Here is a 19030-nt window from a genome sequence, read left to right as displayed (position 1 = left end):
GGGCCGGTTTCTCGCGCATGAGATCACCGGCTAGTACGAGGGATGACCCTCGAAAAATTTGATGATGTGTAAATAACTGGTTGCAGCACTGACGCAGTTCTACGTTCACTCAAAACGCGCGAGTGGGTTCGTTCGATGCTGTCGATGTCGGCTTGTTCTAGCGACAGTCGTTCCCTATGGGTCGACAGCCGCTTCGGTCTTCCGTTCGGGAAGGGCGGGGACGTCGGTAGCGAACAGAGAGAATTCGAGCGGCATCGCGTCCCGTTGTGTGGCAAAAGGAATTGGCGATGCCGATATAGCGGAGCGGAAACCGAACTAGTGGAACTCGTTCAAAAAGCCCTTTGGTGTAGGGATGCCTAGTCTTGCTCATGGCTCAGTCCTCTCAGAGAAATGAGCTTCCTCAAAACCTGGGGCGGTCCAGCAGGACCGTAGGACAGTTGAGGAAGTGAGCAAAAGATCAGAACGTGTGCCGGATGCCGACGCCGTAAGCGGTGTTTGTGGACTTCCCAGACTCTCGACCGGAGCCAGCGTCAAGGTACACATTGGTGCGCTTACTCAGGTAGTGCTCGTAGCCCAATGAGATCTTGGTCTGCTTGGCGCTCTTTCCCGGTGTCAGTTGGCTGTAGGCGACCTTCACCTTGTCAGCACCGAAAGGCGCGACTGCTGCCAAATTCCAAAACTGATTGGAAACGGTACCGCCGGCGGTCTTTGACCTGGCGACGTAGAGCATCGGCTTGACCACCCCGAAGTCGTAGTGCAAAGCCAGGTTGGATAGTGAATTCCCACCACCTAGTGCCGCCGCGCCATGGAGCTTCTGAAAGCCGACGGCAGCGTAGATTCCATTGGCTCTGTAGTCGACGCTGATACCGTCGTCACGAGGTGCGACACCTTCACCCAGTCCGGTAGCCACGCGAACCGTCACGCCACCGAGGCGTGGCGACAGGTAGCCTAACGTGTTGTTGGTGCGTACCACAGCGGTGTCGCTGAACCCAGCGAACTGCGGCAGGCCGATCTGACCCACGCCTCCCCACTGAAACGGATCGCTCAGGAACGCTGGCCAGAAGGCTGGTGAATAGTCGCGCCCCATGTAGAGGGTGCCGGTTTTGGCCGACCCAATCTCCAGCAGCGATCGACCACCCCAGAAAGTAGCGGAAGAGGCACCGTCGTCTGGTGTGAAGCGATGGTCGAGCACAAAGGAAACAGACGTTCCACCTCCCAGATCTTCGGTGCCCCTGAACACCAAGCGCGACGGGGTCGCCTGCTTTTGCATCCAGGCCTTTGACGTGCCATTGCCACCAGCATTGGCAGCAGTGCCCCCATTCCCCTTAGCTACGCCAAGATCCACGATGCCGGAAATTGAAACTGAGGACTGAGCGTGTACGGCGATGGTTGCAGCCGCCAAGGCACACGCAACTACTGAATGTTTGAACATGATGTCTCCTTTGAATTTGAATGCGCAATGGGATCTCGAATCCGCTCCCTCGACGGTTTCAGTCGGGATGACATGCCGAGTGAAGCGGTGACGGGTATGAATCTGCTGTTTGAGATTTATTGACTGTGTCTCAAATATCAGATCGGTGCGAACGATACCTTGTATTTGACTGGCACTCAAATAATGGTTTACCCGTATCCTTAACATCACCAGACTCACTTCTGGCATCCGCTCGCACTCGCCCACGCTCGTTTGAAGCGAGCTCAGCACCACAATGAAAATGCCCGTGCGCACCTGAACCGCTTCTGGTCGTAGGGCACGCCAACATGCAGGTCTTCGGTGCCGATGAAGTCCGAAATCAGCTCAATCGCTAGGGCGTCCCTATTGCCCTTGCATGGAGGAGCGCTTGACGCAGCGCCTGGGCTTGCAGGGCGCACACTGGCAAGGTGATGCGCACCGCCGTCAGGGATGACCGAGCACCATGCCCGCTGGACCGGGTCAATCGAGTGTTCAGGGCGAACCGTCCCAACCAGCTCTGGGTCCCGGAAATCACCCACGTCTCAACCTGACAGGGCAGGCCATATGCAGCCAGCGGAATCGACGTGTACGCGCGGCGCATCGTGGGCTGGCGCGTGGGCTTCTCGATGCGCACCCATTTCGTGCTGATGCGATGGATCACGCGCCATACGTCCGCCAGCTTGAGAGTGACGGCAATCAGATTTCCCACTCGGATCGCGGCTACCCTCAGTACGTCAACATCCGCTACACCGAGGACCTGTCCGAGGTCGGAATTGAGCCCTCAGAGGACATCAAGGGCGGCAGACATGACAATGCGCTGGCCAGACGATCAACGGGTTGTACAAGGCAGAACTGATCCATCGGCGAGCACCCACACCCTGGAAGGGAAGGTGTGGAACTGGCCGCCCTTGAACGAGTGTCATGGTTTAACCGCCACAGGCTGCTCCAGCAGTCGAGGCTGAGGCAAACTATTGCCGGCAACCACAACAACGGCCGGACTCAAACCAACCGCAGCCACGATTCCCGAGGTGGTTCTACATCACCTTGAACCGGCGAGCGTTGTGTCGCGCCGCATTGCCGGACCGCGAGTGGTGGAGGATCGCTCCATTTCCAAGAGCAAAGTGGACTACAGTCGCTTGGAGCCTTTGCCTCGCGCAGTAGGCAGCACTGCCGCAGCCTTTCGCTTAGGCGCTGCTCCGATGTGCTCAATGCTGTCGATCAGCAGCCCTAAGCCCTGATCGATGGTTTTCTTACTGTCGATGGTCGTGAATGCCTTTCCGATGAAGGAAGCTCCGGGGTAGCGAGTTGGCGGGAACTTGGCCAGATGCCCAAGGATGTACTCTTTGTGAAGTGCAGGTTCCTGACGATTCACTGAAGCATTGGCGACTGCTGTGGTGAACAGCATCAAAAGGTGAAAGGCCATCGCAGACTGCTGTGGCGTCAGCCCACTGGCGCGCAAGATGCGACCCATACGGTCGAAGAAGACCAACCCAAAATCCTCCTCACCTTGCTCCACCCTCTGGAACAGGCGGTACTTGTTGTGCGACGCAATGTAGGTCGTGATGCCCTTCCAACGCATCTGCATTTTGATCGTGTGCCGCAGCAGTGCCTCCAAGTCGAATCGCCAATCGTCTGTGAAATCAGGAAACGTCTCGGCTCGCTCCATCAACGCCTGGTTGATCACGAGGCTGAGCAGGTTGTCCCGGCTGCCGATGAAGTAGTGGATCAGGGCTGGCGCTACCCCAAGCTCCCGTCCTAGTCGCGCTATTGTGATCTCGGAGAAAGGCTCCTCCTGCGCCAACAGCGCAGCCCGTTGGACGATTTCGTCCTTGCTGATGCCCGGTGGGATCTCCTTACTGCCGAGCTTCGGGCGTCTCCCTGCACGACGAGGGGCGGCGGACTTCAAATCGCCGGTGGGGCGGGTGTTCGTGCTCATGTGCTGAAAACTTCTTCGATAAGCGCTAACGCGGCTCAGTGGTGATAGACGTAGGTGCAGTGTATGAGCTTCCGAGTGAGCTGCTTTTCACCTCCACTTTTGAATTGCCTCGGGATTCGTGGAGGCTGTTTGGTTCAAGTCAGGCCATCACAGCAGTGGCCTGATGGGCGAGTTGCCGGTAGTAGTTTGCCTCAGCCTCTGCCGGTGGTATGTAGCCGATGGGTTCGAGCAGGTGATGGTGGTTGAACCAGGACACCCATTCCAGAGTCGCGAACTTCACAGCCTCCTTGGTCTCCACGGCGCTCGACGGTGAATCAGCTCGGCCTTGTACAGGCCGTTGATCGTCTGGCCAGGACGTTGTTGTAGCTGTCACCCTTGCTGCCAACGGACGGCTCGATGCCGGCCTCGGCAAATCGCTCCGTGTAGCGAATGCTGTCGCACTGAGCCACTCTGTCGAAGTGACAGACCAGGTTCCCGTCGCGCTCCGGTTGTCGGGCATACAGCGCCAGCTCCAGCGCATCGAGCACGAAGTCCGTGCGCATCGAACTGCTCACCCGCCAGCCCACGATGCGACGGGCAAACACGTCGATGACGAAGGCCACGCACAGTCAGCCCTGCCAGGTAGAGACATAGGTGAAGTCGCTGACCCATAACTGGTTCGGCCGCTCGACACGGAACTGCCGGTTGACCGCTGTCCAGCGGGCATGGGTCCTTGGCATCTCCGACGGTGGTTCGTACGAACTTGCCACGCATCACGCCGCGCAGCTCCATGCTGCGCATCAACCGCTTGACCGTGCAGCGGGCTACAGCAACGACTTCGCGCGCCAGTTGCCGCCACACCTTGTCGGCACCGTAGACCTGCATGTTGGCCTGCCAGACACGTTGAATCTGCGGCATCAGCAGCTCGTTGCGCAGGGTCCGGGCGCAGCGCTTGTGGGGCTCGTGCAGCAGCGCGGCATGGCGTCGATACACCGACGGGGCGATCTGCAAAACCTCGCAGTGCGGCTCGACCCCGAAGGTGTCGCGATGCTTGTCGATGAAGTCCCTCAGGATCTGAGCCGGCGGTCGAGCTCCGCCTGCGCGAAAAACGCGCTGCTAGCTTCAATATCTCGTTGGCCCGGCGCAGCTCCTTGACCTCGCGTACGAGGTCAAGGAGCTGCGGGGCCTCGTTGGTCGTGACGCCTTCACGCACACCGGCATCAACCTCAGCGCGCTTGACCCATTCGTTCAAGGTCTGCGGCACACAGCCAATCTTAGGGGCGATGGACTCGATGGCGGCTCACAACGACGGGTACTCCCCGCGGTGCTCTTGCACCATCCTCACCGCCCGCTCACGCACCTCGTGTGAGAACTTGTTCGACTTGCTCATGGTTCAATCCTCTCAGAGTGTTGAAGCTCCTCAAATCATGGGGCGATTCAGGCGGAAAATTCAAATCGTGGTGGTACTCCAATGAGCATATAAAAACTCCAGAAAGATCAAGGGCCGTCCGTGGGGAGACGGTGGAGTTTGAACCGGTCACGTAGTCTGTTCTTTTGGATCTTTCCAGTCGCCCCAAGCGGGATTGCGTCGACGAAAACGACGTCATCCGGTATCCACCATTTCGCAACACGCCCTTCGAAGAAGCTCAACAGTTGCTCTCGAGTTGCGGATGCGCCTGGTCTTGTGGAAACGACCAGCAGAGGTCGCTCGTCCCATTTGGAATGGTGGGCCGCAATGCAAGCGGCCATGGCAACTGCGGGGTGCGCCATCGCGATGTTCTCAATGTCGATGGAACTGATCCACTCTCCTCCCGACTTGATCACATCCTTGGATCGATCTGTGATCTGCATGAAGCCGTCCGCGTCGATGGTTGCCACGTCACCGGTGTGAAACCAACCGTTGATGCACGGATCGCCACCTTCACCCTTGAAATAGCTGGAAATAACCCAAGGACCACGAACCAGCAGGTCACCTGAGGTCTTGCCATCGTGGGGCAGCGCATCGCCATTCGGTCCTACGACTTTCATGTCGACGCCGAAGACCACGCGCCCCTGCTTGGCCTGCAACGCGGAGCGATCCTGCGGAGTCAGCGACCGCTGATGTGGCTTGAGCACACACACAGTGCCCAGTGGGCTCAGCTCGGTCATGCCCCAGGCATGAATGACGTGGACGTCGTGGCGATCCTGAAAAGAGCTCAACATTGCCGGCGGGCACGCAGCACCGCCGATGATGGTGCGCCGCATCGTAGAGAAGGCCAGTCCGTGGGCCTCAACGTGGGACAAAAGTCCTTGCCAGACCGTGGGTACGCCTGCCGAAACGGTGACACCTTCGGCTTCGAACAGATCGTGCAGCGACTTGCCATCCAGAGCAGGCCCGGGAAACACCAGCTTGGCTCCGACCAGGCAGGCCACGTAGGGCAGCCCCCAGGCATTGACATGGAACATTGGCACCACGGGAAGGATCACGTCTTGCGCGCTGCAATTGAGCGCGTCGGGCAGCGCGGCTGCAAAGCTGTGGAGCAGCGTCGACCGATGGCTGTACAACGCCCCTTTTGGGTTGCCTGTGGTACCCGAGGTATAGCAAAGGGACGATGCAGTGTTCTCATCGAACACCGGCCACTCATAGGTGGGCTCATGGGATTCAATCAACTCCTCGTAGCAGATCAGGTTCGGCACCTTGCTGGCGGCAGGCATGTGCGCGCGATCGGTCATCAGGACAAAAGCCTTGACTGTCGGCAGTCGCGTAGCAATTGCCTCGACCAGTGGTAGGAAGCTGAGGTCGAAGCACAGCATGCGGTCCTCGGCATGCTCAATGATCCAGGTCAGTTGGTCAGGATGCAGCCGCGGATTCAGCGTGTGCAGCACCGCGCCCGAGCCCGACACCGCGTAATACAACTCCAAGTGTCGGTATCCGTTCCACGCAAGCGTGGCGACTCGATCACCGAAGCCGATCCCGTGCGCTTCGATGGCGTTGGCCAGGCGTCGTGCGCGCACGGCCAGTTCTGCATAGGAAGTCCGGTGCAGGTCCCCCTCAGCGCGACGCGAGACGATCTCGCGCTCGCCGTGGTGGCGCTCGGCGTGTTTGAGCAGGTTTGAGATCAGCAGCGGCTGCTGCATCATCAGTCCATTCATCAGATGTGCTTTCTATTGGATGTCATTTGGTTCACCACGCCATCAGTCAAAGGCATGCTGGTATCCCAGCATGAGGACGTAGGCTTTGGCGCTCAGGTTGGCACCTGTGCTCGCGCCGGTTCCAGTGACAGACCTGCGCGGGTTGATCTCAAGTGCTGCATTGAACTCTGATTTCTTGTTTGCGCACCAGGATCCGCCAATAGTGAACGTCCTGTCGAACAGCGACGGCGTCAGGACGTTCTGGGCAACACGACTGCTATTGATCGGACTCCTGCTCTTGCTTGTACCGACACGCAAGGTCCAATTCGGATCAACGGCCCATGACGCACCGAGCCTGAACACGGTCTGGTCGCGCCAACCGAAGCCATTGGGGTCCTGCATGACTTTGAGGTCGCCGTATTGGATGCGCAGCCAGTCGGCTGCGACGGTGATGTTCTGACTGACATTCCAGGCCACGCCGACTCCGTATTGCTCCGGAAGGTCGAGCCGACCATCGCTGTAGGCGAGCAGATCGTCTTTGTAGCCGGAGAATTTGCCCATCCGGGTGCGCGACTTGTAGTTCACGCCCAGGTTCAGATCAGGTGTGGTCTGCCACAGTGCGCCAAGACGTATCCCTGTGCCCGTGGCGGACCGGGACCCGTGGGTCGGCAAGGGGAGCAGCCCACCCGGCACTGGGGCTGGCACGATGACACCACTCACATCCAGCGTCGAATGAGCGATATTCAACGACGCGCCAAGCGACCATTCGGGAGTTGGCTTCCACGCCAGTGTCGGAATGACCTCCACCACCTTGAGCGAGGACTTGCCCTGTGCAGCACCAGGTACTGGAAGCAACGCTTGCTGGTAGTCAGCTCCCGTGCCCTGCGCCGCCACCGACAGCCCAAACGTGACCTGGTCACTGTATTTCCAGATGACACCCCCGCTTGGAATGGTGATCGTGGTCTTGTTTTGCAGGCGGTTGCCCGGCGCAAGGTAGTCTGCCGTTGACTCTCCGTTGAAAACGAGCAGCTCCAGGCTGTACGAAGCCGGCAAGAACGCCAGTCCAGCCGGATTGTTCGCGGCGGCTTCCGCGTCCAGTGGCAACGCAATTGAGGCGCCGCCCATGCCGGAGTTCTTGACACCGTACCCACCCATTTGGATGCCGTTGATGGCGAAGGCAGGTGCACTGGCGAGCAGTGCCGCGAGGCAAATGCTGCTGTATGTAAAACGTGGACGTTTCTTGGTCATGATGGTGGTCCGTTGGTGGCAAAGTGGGTTGGGGGGCTATCTTGTTTGCGAGTCGATGGCGGCGTTCAGCCCGCCTCGCTCATCACCGGCTGCGCGTGGATTCGCTCGTGCTCTTTGGCCTTCAGGAGGTCCAGCGCGACGTCGACGATCATGTCTTCCTGACCCCCGACCATGCGCCGTCGACCCAGTTCGACCAGGATGTCCACCGCCTTCAGACCGTACTTCTTGGCGGCGACTTCGGAGTGGCGCAGGAAGCTGCTGTAGACGCCGGCGTAACCCAGCGCCAGCGTCTCGCGGTCCACCCGCACCGGCCGGTCCTGCAGTGGGCGCACGATGTCGTCGGCCGCGTCCATCAGTTGGTAGAGATCGCAACCGTGATTCCAGCCCAGACGTGCTGCTGCGGCGATGAAAACCTCCAGCGGCGCGTTGCCGGCCCCGGCCCCCATGCCGGCCAGGCTGGCGTCCACACGATCGCAGCCTTCTTCCACCGCCACGATGCTGTTGGCCACGCCCAGGCTCAGGTTGTGGTGGGCGTGCATGCCGGTTTGTGTTTCGGGCTTGAGCACGTCTTTGAAGGCGCGGAAACGCTCTCGCACGTCGTTCATGCTGAGCGCGCCGCCGGAGTCCACCACGTAGCAGACCGTGGCCCCATAGCTCTCCATCAGTTTGGCCTGCTGGGCCAGACCCTCAGGGGTCTGCATGTGGCTCATCATCAGAAAGCCCACCGCTTCCATGCCGAGATGGCGGGCGTATTCGATGTGCTGGCGCGAGATGTCGGCCTCGGTGCAGTGCGTGGCCACACGCACGACGCGGGCCCCCGCGTCGTAGGCGGCCTTGAGGTCGTGCACGGTGCCGATGCCGGGCAACAGCAGCGTGGCGATCTTCGCGTGTTTGACCACGCTGGCCACGGCTTCGATCCACTCGATGTCGGTGTGCGCCCCGAAGCCGTAGTTGAAGCTGCCGCCCTGCAAGCCATCGCCGTGCGCCACTTCAATGGAGTCGACCTTGGCGTCGTCCAGCGCCTTGGCGATCTGCATGGCCTGCGCCACGCTGTACTGGTGGCGGATCGCGTGGCTGCCGTCGCGCAGCGTGACGTCGGAGATGTAGATCTTCTTGGTGGTCATTTTCTTCTCCTTCAGACGACCACGGCAGCCAGCATGCGTGCGGCCATGTGTTCGGCGGTGCGCAGCGCGGCGCTGGTCATGATGTCGAGGTTGCCGGCGTAGGCCGGCAGGTAATGGGCAGCGCCTTCGACCTCCAGGAACACCGAGGTTTTGAGGCCGGCCAAGTTCTTGCCCACACCCGGGATGTTCAGACCTTCGATGCGGTCGAACTGCACCTTCTGCTTGAGGCGGTAGCCAGGCACATAGGCCTGCACGTCGGCGGCCATGCGCTCGATGGATTCGGCAATGGCGGCTTCATCGGCGAAGTCGCTCAGCGTGTAGACCGTGTCGCGCATGATCAGCGGCGGCTCGGCCGGGTTGAGCACGATGATCGCCTTGCCCTTGGCGGCACCGCCCACCACCTCGATGGCCTTGGCCGTGGTCTCGGTGAACTCGTCGATGTTGGCGCGCGTGCCGGGACCGGCGCTCTTGCTGGAGATGCTGGCGACGATCTCGCCGTAGTGCACCCGGGCCACGCGCGAGACCGCCGCGACCATGGGGATGGTGGCCTGGCCGCCGCAGGTGACCATGTTGACGTTGAGCGCATCGAGGTGGTCCCCGCCATTGACCACCGGAATGCAATACGGGCCGATGGCCGCGGGCGTCAGGTCGATCAGACGGATGCCGGGTTTCAGGCCACGCAGAAAGGCGTCGTTCTGGATGTGGGCGCTGGCGCTGGTGGCATCGAACACGATGTCGATGTCGGCGAATTCGGACATGCGGGTCAGGCCGGCCACGCCCTCGTGGGTGGTGGCCACGCCCATGCGGGCGGCACGGGCTAGGCCGTCGGAGGCCGCGTCGATGCCGACCATGACGCCCATCTGGATGTGTTGGCCATGGCGCAGGATCTTGATCATCAGGTCCGTGCCGATGTTGCCGCTGCCGATGATGGCGGCTTTGAGTGTGTGGTTCATAAAGTGTTGGAAGTGACGGCTCAGGCCATGCGGCAGCTCACGCTGCCCAGTGCACCCATGGATGCGTGGACCGCATCGCCGGCCTGAAGAGGGACCATGGGTCCGAGCGCGCCAGACAGGATCACCTGCCCGGCCTTGAGCGACTGGCCGCGTTCGGCCATGGTGCGGGCCAGCCAATAGGCCGCCCGCAGCGGATGGCCCAGGCACGCGGCGCCCGTGCCCACCGACACCGTCTGGCCGTTGATGGCCATCTGCATGCCCAGGGCAACGAGGTCCAGCCGACCCACGTCCACCGGCTGGTTGCCCAGCACGTACAGCGCCGAAGACGCGTTGTCGGCCACCGTGTCGACCAGCGTGATCTTCCAGTCCTGGATCACGCTGTCGACGATCTCCAGCGCGGGCAGCGCGTAGGCCATTGAACGCAAGAATTCCGCCCAGGTAGGCGCTTCCTGGCTCAGGTCGTGACCGACGACAAAGGCCACCTCCGCCTCGACCTTGGGCTGGATCAGGCGGTTCATGGGGATGGTGTCCCCATCAAGGATTTCCATGTCGTCAAACAGCACGCCGAAGTCGGGCTTGTCCACGCCAAGTTGTTGCTGCACCGATCGGCTGGTCAGGCCGATCTTGAGGCCGGTGACTCGGCGGCCAGGTTCAGCCAATCGGGTCCGAACATTTATCTCTGCGACCTCGTAGGCCTGGTCCAGGCCACTGATGCCATGAGTCTCAGAGATGCGGGGCACCGTGCAGCGTTGCGCCCGCGCTGCGCGAATGGCCTGCGCAGCTTGGTCTTGTGGGTTCATGTGTGAATACGGAAGGAGAATATTGATCGTGTGCCGCACCACCTCCACCCAGATGGCTGGAGGCAGATGCCTGGTGGGAACCGGAGAGACGCGACTGCCGCAGTTCTCAGGATGTTGCAGGCAGAGCGTTCGGCGACGGTCGCGTTGAATTCAGATGGGCACTCATGCCACTTTCAGCCAGTTGTTGTCTGCCGTATCGATACGTGCGGGAACACGCTCGGCGGCAGCCTGGTCGCAGTGCATCTGCCGGGCGAACTCATGCGTCGCAGCTGACAGCTCCTTGCCAGAGGTCAGTGCGAACACAAATTTGTCAGGTCGTACGATCGCCACGGACCCCTGACGCCCCCCTGCGGTACGCCACCACTTGAAGAAATCACCGCTGAGGTCTTCACATTCAACAAGTCCGCCCGGAACGGTTTGGTCGACGCCAGCGCCGTTGGGGCGTCCGCCGAAGGGATACACCGTGACGAACCTCGCGCCAAGCGATTGCCACAACCCCAGCGCCTTGGCATTGAGTGTGCTTCGCGGGTCTACGCCAGCACCGATCAACGTGAATCCAATGCCCAAAAGTTCGTCAAGCCGTTGACGTCGGCCATCGGGGCCGCGCAGGATCGGTTGAGGCATCAGTCGACCTTCGGCGCCACGCCAGCGTCGTCGCGGCATGCCGAAGTAGCTTCCTGCTTTGTAGACAGGCTTTGGGATGAAGTCACCTTGGCGGACAAACGGTCCAACTTTGGGCAAACGAACCATGAGTCTGGTCAACGCGTTGCGCAGCACCGTGCCGACCGGGTGGGTCATGGACACGAAGCTCTTCATGCGAATGGCTTCGCGAATCATCGCGCCGGCATGTGGAGCACGCTCAGAACCGTAGCTGTCGACGAGGTCTGCGCCAGCATGACCGCGCAATACGGCGTCCAGTTTCCAGGCGAGGTTGTAGGCATCACGAACCCCCGCGTTCATGCCCTGGCCGATGAACTGCGGTGTCATGTGCGCCGCGTCTCCGGCGAGCAGCACACGGGCATCGCGCCACCGCTCGGCCATCAGGGCGTTGAAGGTGTAGACCAGCGTGCGCAGGATCTCGAACTTGTCGACGTCGATGTACTTCGACAGGTAGCGTCGTACCGTGTCCGGGGCGGTCATCTGTTCGCGCGTCTGCCCCGGCATCAGCATGAACTCGAAACGGTGATGGCCATTGGGCTGTACGCAACAGACGGTCGGGCAATCCGGGTCACAGATGAAATTGAAGTAGGGCAGGTGGTGCAGACCGTCGCTCACATCCTTTGCCTTGATGTCAACCACCAGCCAAGGATTCGGAAAGTTCTGTCCGGTCATTCCGATGCCAAGTTGGGTCCGGATCGTGCTCCGCCCGCCGTCAGCACCCACCAGCCATCGGGCTCGAACACACGCTTCACCAGTAACGATTTCGGAACCGGAATTGGCCGATGCACCGCTGTAGTTGGTGCCCTCGTTAGGTGCGTGAAACACGTCGACCCCATGAGCATCCTGGGCAAATCGCGTGACTTCACGTCCCCGTAAGACGGTCACGTTTGGGTACTGATCCAGGCCCTCGGCAAGAGCGGTCTCGAGAAACGGCTGGTAGAAGAAGTTGCTCCATGACCAGTCATGCTCCCGATTCGTGTTCTTGAGCTGGAACAGAACCGATCCGTTGGGCAGCACCATCTGAACAGGTGCGTCCTGCAACATGTCGGCGGCAAGTCGATCTGCCATTCCCAGCGACTGAAAGATGCGCATGCACTCGGCATCCGTGAAGACTGCACGTGCGTTGCCGTAGAACTTGGGTTCGCGTTCAAGCACCAGTACCTGATGGCCGCGCATGCCCAGAGCGTGCGCCAACGTCAATCCTGTGGGGCCGAGGCCGGCTATGACGACGTCGTGGTCGCAGGGGATATTGCTCATGCGGGAAGCCTCACGGTGAACTCTTTGTTTGTCAGTGATGCGAGGCCGCGTCCCATTTGTCCGACCTTTGCACCCAGGGTCAGGTTTTCCGGAAAATGGCCCCAAAGGCTGATGCCTTGGTAGTGGCTCGGTTGCCAGCTCGCCTCTGCTGTTTCGTCGACGACGACCGGATTCCAGCCGAGCTCAATCTCGAAGCCCGAAGGCGTCTCCACGTAGAAGGACAGCTCTTTGTCGTTGGGGTGCTGTCCGATCGCGTTGGCAATCGGTGCCCCCATGGCTCGCAAACGTCGATACGCCTCGGTTACGTCGTCGAGGCTCAGGGCCTGCAGATTCAAATGGTGTATCGCGGTGCGCAGCGGGTTCATGCGCCGGCCTCGCGTTGCAGCAAGCGCTATCGAATGATGGCGACCATTGATGCGCATGAACGTTAGCTCCAGCGTCACTCCGTTGAGCTTGTCCTCTATCGTGTCTGACACCCTCGCATCAAACAGCGTTTGAAAGAAACGCAAAGTTGTCTCTGGTTCCCGCGTCGTCATTGCGAAGTGCCCCAGCCCCATGTTCCCGGTGACGAAGCCGCTGGCCTTCATGTTCAACGCGTTGTTGCCGAGCACGGGTCGGGTGAAGAGTTCGTAGCGAACGCGTTTGGGCCCCACGAATGTCCAGAAGTGCTCAACCCCGCGCGCGCTTGCCTCTTGGCCGCTGACGGCGTGCACTTCGATACGCGTTTCTCGGAGTCGTTCGAGTAGCAATTGCAACGCGGCCTCATCGTGCAGTTGCCAGCCAATCGCGACAACGTTTTCAGCCGGTCCATCGCGCAGAATGATGCGTCTCTGATGGCCGTCGATTCGCAATGCGAGTGCACCGTCGGATGTCATGTCGGTGTGGACACCGAGCCCTTCGCCAGCGAAGCGTTGCCATGCGGCGAGCTTGCGCGACTCTGCGACCACATACCCGAGACTTATGCGACCGAACAGACTGCCGGCCAGGGGATTTGTGGTTGCAGTCATGTGTTGCTCTGTTTCACTTGGCCACCACACAGGAAGGCCGCGACCGTCGCATTGAACTCGTCCGCTCGTTCCCATTGAACCCAATGACCCGTACGACTGAATAGAAACAGGTCGGCCGCCGGTAGTTTTGCCTGTAGAGCAGGTCCGGCTGAGCTCGGGTTGACTCGATCTTCTTGACCCCACAGGATGAGTGTTGGGTGGTCGAAGTTCGCCAGGTGAGGATTCAGCAGAAAGTCCATGCGCTTAAAGGCCTCGGTGTCCTGTGGCATGCGCAGCGGAGGGTTGGCCACGACAGCCGGGTCAGCACTCGACTCGAAGCGCTCACGTAGCATGTCCTCGCTGATGCTGCTCGCGTCAAAGACCAGATCGTTCTTGATGAACTCGCTGAGTTTCTCGTAGGTGGGGCCTTCGCCGGAGTAATAGGTCAGCAATCGAAGCAGACCCGGAGTTGGTTTTCCTTGTGCCATGCCGACGCCACCTGGCCCCATGAGTACGAGTCGGTCAACCTTGTCAGGTTGCTCAAGCGCGAGCCGAAGGGCCACCGCTCCCCCGAGCGAGTTGCCGATCACATGGGCACTTTGGATGTCAAGTGCATCCAACATCGCGCTCATGGTCGATGCAATATCGCCAAATGGGTCCATCGCATTGATGTCCTTGCTTGAGCGGCCATAGCCGGGCATGTCTGGCACCAGCACACGGAAGTGATGAGCCAGAGCATCGACGTTGCGGGAGTAGTTGGACATTCCGGAGGCCCCGGGTCCACCACCGTGCAGCATCAGCACCGGCGGTCCGGAGCCTTGCTCGGTCAGCCACAACTGTCGTGTACCGACGTTGACGAAGCGGGAGGTGGGTTTTGTGTGAACGTCGGACATGAGGCTCTCAGGATGGGAAGTGTGGTTTCGAAAAGATCAAATATGTTCTTCAATGAACAGAAGTGTTCAATAAAGGACATTTTTATGCATCATGGTTTTCCCTATGGATGTTTAAAATCGAGTAACTTGGAAAGTTTTGAACATGTCTGTCGAAGTAGCCCCCATCCAGCCGAACCAAGCTCGCCAACGGATCCGCGCGGCAGCGTTGAAGCTCTTCACCGAGCGCGGTGTCACCAAAGTCAGCGTCAGCGACTTGGCAAATGCCGCCGGAATGGCTCGAGGCACGATCTACAGCCATGTGCCCGATGTCGACAACTTGTTTGGCGACGTGGCGGCTGAACTTGCGCGGGAGATGACGGATTGGGTCGTCGCCGGTTTCGCGGGTGTAGACGATCCTGCGCAGAGGCTTTCGATTGGGGTGCGCCAGTACATTCGCCGAGCGCATGAAGATCCCTTGTGGGGCCGCTTCGTGAGTCGCTTTGGCCTAAGCCCCATGGTGATACAGACAGTGATGGGGAGTGAGCCGCTGAGCGACCTGCAAGCCGGCATTTCGGCGGGTCGCTATTCCATTGCTCACGATCAACTCCTGACCGCGGTCACACTGCTCAGCGGCGGCACGCTCGCGGCGATGCTGCCTGTGATCGACGGTCATGTCACCTGGCGAGAAGCTGGCTCAGACGTCGCGGAACTGTTGCTTGTAGCCCTGGGGGTCGATCGCGATGAAGCCAAGCGACTAGCTCGTTGCGAACTGCCTCCCTTGGGTCGTGCCCCCGTGGAGACTTCAATTCCCACTACTACTAGATCGCTTTTGACACGTCCTCAATGACCTTTTGAGCAGTTGCTGGAAGCCTCTATCAACTGGAGGCGTCAACTTCAACGGCGCACAACCGCGTCCATGAACCGCCTTGGGGTGGTTCGTCATCCGAAAAGCAAACGTCCGAAATCACGCCCCGTCTCAAACTTCTGCGCTTGCATGTGCAAGCGCAGAAAGTTCTTCAATGAAATCAAGTCGCTCCCATAGCGCTGACTTGAAGATTTTCTGGCCTGAAGCTTGCTGAATGAGGGATGTGCGGACAACCGCGCACACAAGTTCAACGCCAACCCTCGGGCGTTGCCCACAAGAGAAGACAAGAACCCCGACTGCGCCGATGTGTTGCTGGACCTGCGATCAATGGGACCGCGCGGGATCGTTCACGTCTCTCGTACACAAGGAGCAAACCAGCATGAAAGCACTCGTATACGCCGGCCCAGGCAAGAAGTCCGTCATGGACGTACCGAAACCGAAGGTTGAGAACGCCACGGACGCGGTGGTCAAGATCCTTCACACCACGATCTGCGGCACAGATCTGCACATACTCAAAGGCGATGTGCCCACCTGTCAGCCAGGGACGGTTCTGGGGCATGAGGGGGTGGGGGTGATTGAGTCCCTGGGTTCTGCCGTGTCGAACTTCAAGGTGGGCGACCACGTGCTGATCTCCTGCATCAGCAGTTGTGGGCGCTGTGAATATTGCCGACGCAGCATGTACTCGCATTGCACGTCTGGCGGCTGGTTGCTGGGGCACACCATCCATGGGACCCAGGCCGAGTACGTTCGCGTACCTCATGCCGACACCAGCATGTACCCGGTGCCTCAAGGCGCCGATGAAGCGTCGTTGGTCATGTTGAGCGACATCCTGCCCACCGGCTTCGAGTGCGGCGTGCTCAACGGCAAGGTGGCACCAGGTGGCACCGTGGCCATTGTGGGTGCTGGTCCGGTTGGGCTGGCTGCCTTGCTGACCGCACAGTTCTATTCGCCGGCACGCATCATCGTGGTGGATCTCGATGATGGCCGCCTGGAAATGGCCAGCCGATTCGGCGCCACTGACGTGGTGAACAGTGGTCGTGAGTCGGCCGCCGAGGCGGTGAAGCGCTTGACGGAGGGTGTGGGCGTGGATACCGCGATCGAGGCGGTGGGCATTCCTGCAACCTTCGGCATTTGCCAGGAGATCGTGGCGCCGGGAGGTGTGATCGCCAACGTGGGCGTGCACGGCAGCAAGGTCGACCTGCATCTCGAAACGCTCTGGATGCAGAACATCTCCATCACCACCCGACTGGTCGACACGCAGACAACATCGATGCTGCTCAAAACCGTGGTGGCCAAGAAGCTCGACCCTTCCGGTCTGATCACCCACCGCTTCACCCTGAACCAGATGATGGAGGCTTACGACACCTTTGCCAGAGCGGCTCAGACCAAGGCGCTCAAGGTGGTGATTTCAGCGGGCTGAGGTCGTTGCGATCATGAGTTGATCGTCCGATAATCGAACGCCGTCCGACCGATTCCGGGTCGGACGGCCCCAGGCGATCTGGCCCGGGGGCAGGCTGCCATGCGCATGCGTGGCAGTGTGGCTCTCGGGCTTTTGTGCTTGGAGCGAATATTGCTTCGAGGGTTGTCCGGCGCTTTGAGCAGCCAGCCTGGGCGAACCGGCAAGAAAACACAAGCGCGACCACGCGCAGGAGACAAGCATGCCCAATGCAGAACAGATGTTCTCGCGGCCCGAGAACGACCGGCGCGTGATGCTGGCCTGGGAACGATTCCAGCAGGATCCATCGGCCGACCCCAGTGGCCTGCGTTCGTTGATCGACGATTCCTGGCGCCGCTGCCAGCTCGCCAGCGTGGATCCGGGGCAGTCGCAGGCGCCCATCACCATTTCGGGCGGCAAGCTCTACCAGTTGCGCGACCAATGTGCAGAGTTGTTGGGCGCCAGCACGCCGGTGATGGCGCAAGCGCGCACCTTTCTTTCCGAGACCGGTACGGTGATGGTGCTGACCGACACCCATGGCACCGTGCTGAGCATGGAGGGTGACCCGCGCACGCTGGGCGCGGCAGAAAGCGTGCACCTGCTCGCTGGCGCCAACTGGAGCGAAAGCGCCTCCGGAACCAACGCGATCGGTACCACGCTGTCGGTTGGGCAACCCGTGCAGATCCACTCGGCCGAACACTATTGCGAGGGCATCAAGCGCTGGTCTTGCTCGGCCACCGTGATCCGGGACTCGCTGGATGGGACTCCACTGGGCTCGATTGATGTCTCTGGGCTCACGGGCTCGTACAGCCGACACACCCTGGCGCTGGTGGTGTCCACCGCTGCGCGCATCGAAAGCCGGCTGGCACAGACGGAGCTGGACCTGCGCTACAGCCTGCTGGAGGCCTGCGTGCACTTGATGAACGATCAGAACAGCGATGGCGTCATCCTGTTTGACCGCCGGGGTCGAGCGATCAAGGCCAACCACCAGGCCGCCGAGATGCTGATCGAACTGGAGCGCGCCAACATTGGTCTGTCCGGTTTGCGCCTGCCCGACATCCGCATCATCGGTGACGACCAGTCGCTGGTGCTGCCCCAGTGGGCGCAGCGCGACCACCTGGAGCCGGTGCTGGTGGAGGGCAAGCAGGTCGGTGCTTTGTTGACGATGCCCAATCGGCAACGGACAAAAAGTGTATTTGTCTCGCTGCCGTCGATGCCGATCGAGGACCTGGACACGTCGTTTGAGCGGGTGGTTGGTGTATCGGCCGCCATCCGAAGCACGGTTTCTCGGGCGCGCCAGTTGGCCAAGTCTAGGGTCCCTGTGCTGCTGACCGGGGAGACCGGTGTCGGCAAGGAGGTTTTCGCGCGCGGTATTCATGAAGCCCATTCGAACCCCGGTGCGCCGTTCGTGGCGCTCAACTGTGGTGGTTTTTCGCGCGAGCTGCTGAGCAGCGAACTGTTCGGCCACGCTGAGGGTTCGTTCACCGGTGCCAAACGAGGCGGCATGATCGGCAAGATCGAAGCCGCCAATGGCGGCACCTTGTTTCTCGACGAAATCGGTGAGATGCCGATGGATCTGCAACCCAACTTCTTGCGTGTGCTGGAGGAAGGCGAGGTGTACCGTCTGGGCGAGAACAAGCCTCGAAAGGTGAGTTTCCGCCTGGTCGCGGCGACCCACCGGGACTTGCGCAAGGAAATCCGAGATGGCAACTTCCGCATGGACCTGTTCTACCGCATCGCGGTGACCAGCATCCATATTCCACCATTGCGTGAACGCCAAGAAGACATTCCACTGCTCTTCCAGCACTACGTCAAACAGCTGTCAAAACAGCATGGGCTGGGCGTGAAGGAGGTGAGACCCGGCGTCATGAATGCCTTGCAAGGGTATGGGTGGCCGGGCAATGTGCGCGAGTTCCGCAACGCGGTCGAGAGCATGTTGCTGACCGCGCCAGGTTCTGTGATCACCGAAGGGGATCTGCCCCCGGAGTTGCTGCACATGGCACACGTGGCATCGCAGCCCTCCGCGATCGATGGCGACTCGCATGCGCGCGATCTGACACGTCTGGAAGCCGCCGAGAGGGAGGCACTGATCGGTGCGATGCGCCAGTGTCTGGGCAACCTGACGGCTGTGGCGCGGCACTTGGGCATTGCCAAGAGCACCGTGTACCTAAAGCTCAAGCGATTCGGACTCGAATCTCTTGTGGACGAACTGCGCGCACAGTCCGCCTTGTCCTGAACATGAAACGATCACGCGCTCAGAACGGCTGATTCTTCATCCCCCAAAAGCCCGGCACAAAGAGGCCCGGCTGTCCAGCGTTTGACCTCCTGCGAGGCAGCGCCAGACAGCTGGGCCT

At 60.5% G+C, this 19030-nt stretch carries 13 protein-coding genes, 2 pseudogenes and 1 other annotated feature; of the genes and pseudogenes, 4 read left to right on the top strand and 11 right to left on the bottom strand.

What is annotated here, in order from left to right; translation table 11 throughout:
- Positions 1–457: 457 nt before the first annotated feature.
- Complete coding sequence (locus ACN5W5_RS05205; RefSeq protein ID WP_420047501.1) at positions 458–1726, bottom strand: porin; 1269 nt, start codon at positions 1724–1726, stop codon at positions 458–460.
- A 17-nt stretch (positions 1727–1743) separates the two neighbouring features.
- On the opposite strand from ACN5W5_RS05205, the pseudogene ACN5W5_RS05200 reads away from it, so the two are divergent.
- A pseudogene (locus ACN5W5_RS05200) lies at positions 1744–2399 on the top strand (DDE-type integrase/transposase/recombinase); the annotation flags it as partial.
- A 177-nt stretch (positions 2400–2576) separates the two neighbouring features.
- Here the strand turns inward: ACN5W5_RS05200 and ACN5W5_RS05195 are convergent.
- From ACN5W5_RS05195 to ACN5W5_RS05150, 10 genes and pseudogenes are all read right to left on the bottom strand, one after another.
- A complete protein-coding gene (locus tag ACN5W5_RS05195; RefSeq protein ID WP_420047500.1) occupies positions 2577–3386 on the bottom strand; it encodes a hypothetical protein in 810 nt (269 codons plus the stop codon).
- A gap of 139 nt (positions 3387–3525) precedes the next feature.
- Positions 3526–4755: pseudogene (locus ACN5W5_RS05190) on the bottom strand (IS3 family transposase).
- Positions 4362–4478, bottom strand: a sequence feature (AL1L pseudoknot). It overlaps the preceding pseudogene by 117 nt.
- A 107-nt stretch (positions 4756–4862) precedes the next feature.
- On the bottom strand, positions 4863–6497 hold the full coding sequence (locus ACN5W5_RS05185; RefSeq protein WP_420047499.1) for a 3-(methylthio)propionyl-CoA ligase: 1635 nt from the start codon (positions 6495–6497) through the stop codon (positions 4863–4865).
- A gap of 42 nt (positions 6498–6539) precedes the next feature.
- Positions 6540–7724 carry an OmpP1/FadL family transporter gene (locus tag ACN5W5_RS05180; RefSeq protein ID WP_420047498.1) on the bottom strand — a complete coding sequence of 395 codons (1185 nt, stop codon included), beginning with the start codon at positions 7722–7724 and terminating at the stop codon, positions 6540–6542.
- A gap of 65 nt (positions 7725–7789) precedes the next feature.
- Positions 7790–8848, bottom strand: coding sequence for a 4-hydroxy-2-oxovalerate aldolase (gene dmpG / locus ACN5W5_RS05175; protein WP_420047497.1), 1059 nt, complete (start codon positions 8846–8848; stop codon positions 7790–7792).
- An 11-nt stretch (positions 8849–8859) separates the two neighbouring features.
- Entirely contained in the window at positions 8860–9801 is a 942-nt protein-coding gene (locus ACN5W5_RS05170; RefSeq protein WP_420047496.1) for an acetaldehyde dehydrogenase (acetylating), read from the bottom strand.
- Positions 9802–9821: 20 nt separating this feature from the next.
- The gene (locus ACN5W5_RS05165; protein ID WP_420047495.1) at positions 9822–10601 is read right to left on the bottom strand and encodes a 2-keto-4-pentenoate hydratase; all 780 of its coding nucleotides are present in this window, start codon (positions 10599–10601) and stop codon (positions 9822–9824) included.
- Between the two features lie 162 nt (positions 10602–10763).
- Positions 10764–12518, bottom strand: a complete 1755-nt coding sequence (locus ACN5W5_RS05160) for a bifunctional 3-(3-hydroxy-phenyl)propionate/3-hydroxycinnamic acid hydroxylase (RefSeq protein WP_420047494.1) — start codon at positions 12516–12518, stop codon at positions 10764–10766.
- Entirely contained in the window at positions 12515–13525 is a 1011-nt protein-coding gene (locus ACN5W5_RS05155; protein ID WP_420047493.1) for a VOC family protein, read from the bottom strand. The genes ACN5W5_RS05160 and ACN5W5_RS05155 overlap by 4 nt, the downstream gene beginning before the upstream one ends.
- Positions 13522–14397 carry an alpha/beta fold hydrolase gene (locus ACN5W5_RS05150; RefSeq protein ID WP_420047492.1) on the bottom strand — a complete coding sequence of 292 codons (876 nt, stop codon included), beginning with the start codon at positions 14395–14397 and terminating at the stop codon, positions 13522–13524. Before ACN5W5_RS05150 ends, ACN5W5_RS05155 begins: the two co-directional genes overlap by 4 nt.
- A 142-nt stretch (positions 14398–14539) precedes the next feature.
- On the opposite strand from ACN5W5_RS05150, the gene ACN5W5_RS05145 reads away from it, so the two are divergent.
- The 3 genes from ACN5W5_RS05145 to ACN5W5_RS05135 all read left to right on the top strand — a co-directional run bounded on the left by ACN5W5_RS05145 (position 14540) and on the right by ACN5W5_RS05135 (position 18912).
- Positions 14540–15223 carry a TetR/AcrR family transcriptional regulator gene (locus tag ACN5W5_RS05145; RefSeq protein WP_420047491.1) on the top strand — a complete coding sequence of 228 codons (684 nt, stop codon included), beginning with the start codon at positions 14540–14542 and terminating at the stop codon, positions 15221–15223.
- A gap of 397 nt (positions 15224–15620) precedes the next feature.
- The gene (locus ACN5W5_RS05140) at positions 15621–16661 is read left to right on the top strand and encodes a zinc-dependent alcohol dehydrogenase family protein (RefSeq protein ID WP_420047490.1); all 1041 of its coding nucleotides are present in this window, start codon (positions 15621–15623) and stop codon (positions 16659–16661) included.
- A gap of 238 nt (positions 16662–16899) precedes the next feature.
- Positions 16900–18912 carry a sigma-54-dependent Fis family transcriptional regulator gene (locus ACN5W5_RS05135; protein WP_420047489.1) on the top strand — a complete coding sequence of 671 codons (2013 nt, stop codon included), beginning with the start codon at positions 16900–16902 and terminating at the stop codon, positions 18910–18912.
- Positions 18913–19030: the final 118 nt, after the last annotated feature.

This window comes from Hydrogenophaga sp. ZJX-1 (assembly GCF_048590325.1).
Lineage (GTDB): Bacteria > Pseudomonadota > Gammaproteobacteria > Burkholderiales > Burkholderiaceae_C > Hydrogenophaga.
Note: the sequence above shows the minus strand (reverse complement) of the source record. Positions and strands in the feature narration are given on the sequence as shown.

Coding starts and splice junctions, on each gene's coding strand:
- ACN5W5_RS05165 (WP_420047495.1), bottom strand. CDS start 10,601: ATGAACCCACAAGACCAAGCTGCGCAGGCCATTCGCGCAGCGCGGGCG.
- ACN5W5_RS05170 (WP_420047496.1), bottom strand. CDS start 9,801: ATGAACCACACACTCAAAGCCGCCATCATCGGCAGCGGCAACATCGGC.
- ACN5W5_RS05135 (WP_420047489.1), top strand. CDS start 16,900: ATGCCCAATGCAGAACAGATGTTCTCGCGGCCCGAGAACGACCGGCGC.
- ACN5W5_RS05140 (WP_420047490.1), top strand. CDS start 15,621: ATGAAAGCACTCGTATACGCCGGCCCAGGCAAGAAGTCCGTCATGGAC.
- ACN5W5_RS05160 (WP_420047494.1), bottom strand. CDS start 12,518: ATGAGCAATATCCCCTGCGACCACGACGTCGTCATAGCCGGCCTCGGC.
- ACN5W5_RS05195 (WP_420047500.1), bottom strand. CDS start 3,386: ATGAGCACGAACACCCGCCCCACCGGCGATTTGAAGTCCGCCGCCCCT.
- dmpG (WP_420047497.1), bottom strand. CDS start 8,848: ATGACCACCAAGAAGATCTACATCTCCGACGTCACGCTGCGCGACGGC.
- ACN5W5_RS05150 (WP_420047492.1), bottom strand. CDS start 14,397: ATGTCCGACGTTCACACAAAACCCACCTCCCGCTTCGTCAACGTCGGT.
- ACN5W5_RS05185 (WP_420047499.1), bottom strand. CDS start 6,497: ATGAATGGACTGATGATGCAGCAGCCGCTGCTGATCTCAAACCTGCTC.
- ACN5W5_RS05180 (WP_420047498.1), bottom strand. CDS start 7,724: ATGACCAAGAAACGTCCACGTTTTACATACAGCAGCATTTGCCTCGCG.
- ACN5W5_RS05145 (WP_420047491.1), top strand. CDS start 14,540: ATGTCTGTCGAAGTAGCCCCCATCCAGCCGAACCAAGCTCGCCAACGG.
- ACN5W5_RS05155 (WP_420047493.1), bottom strand. CDS start 13,525: ATGACTGCAACCACAAATCCCCTGGCCGGCAGTCTGTTCGGTCGCATA.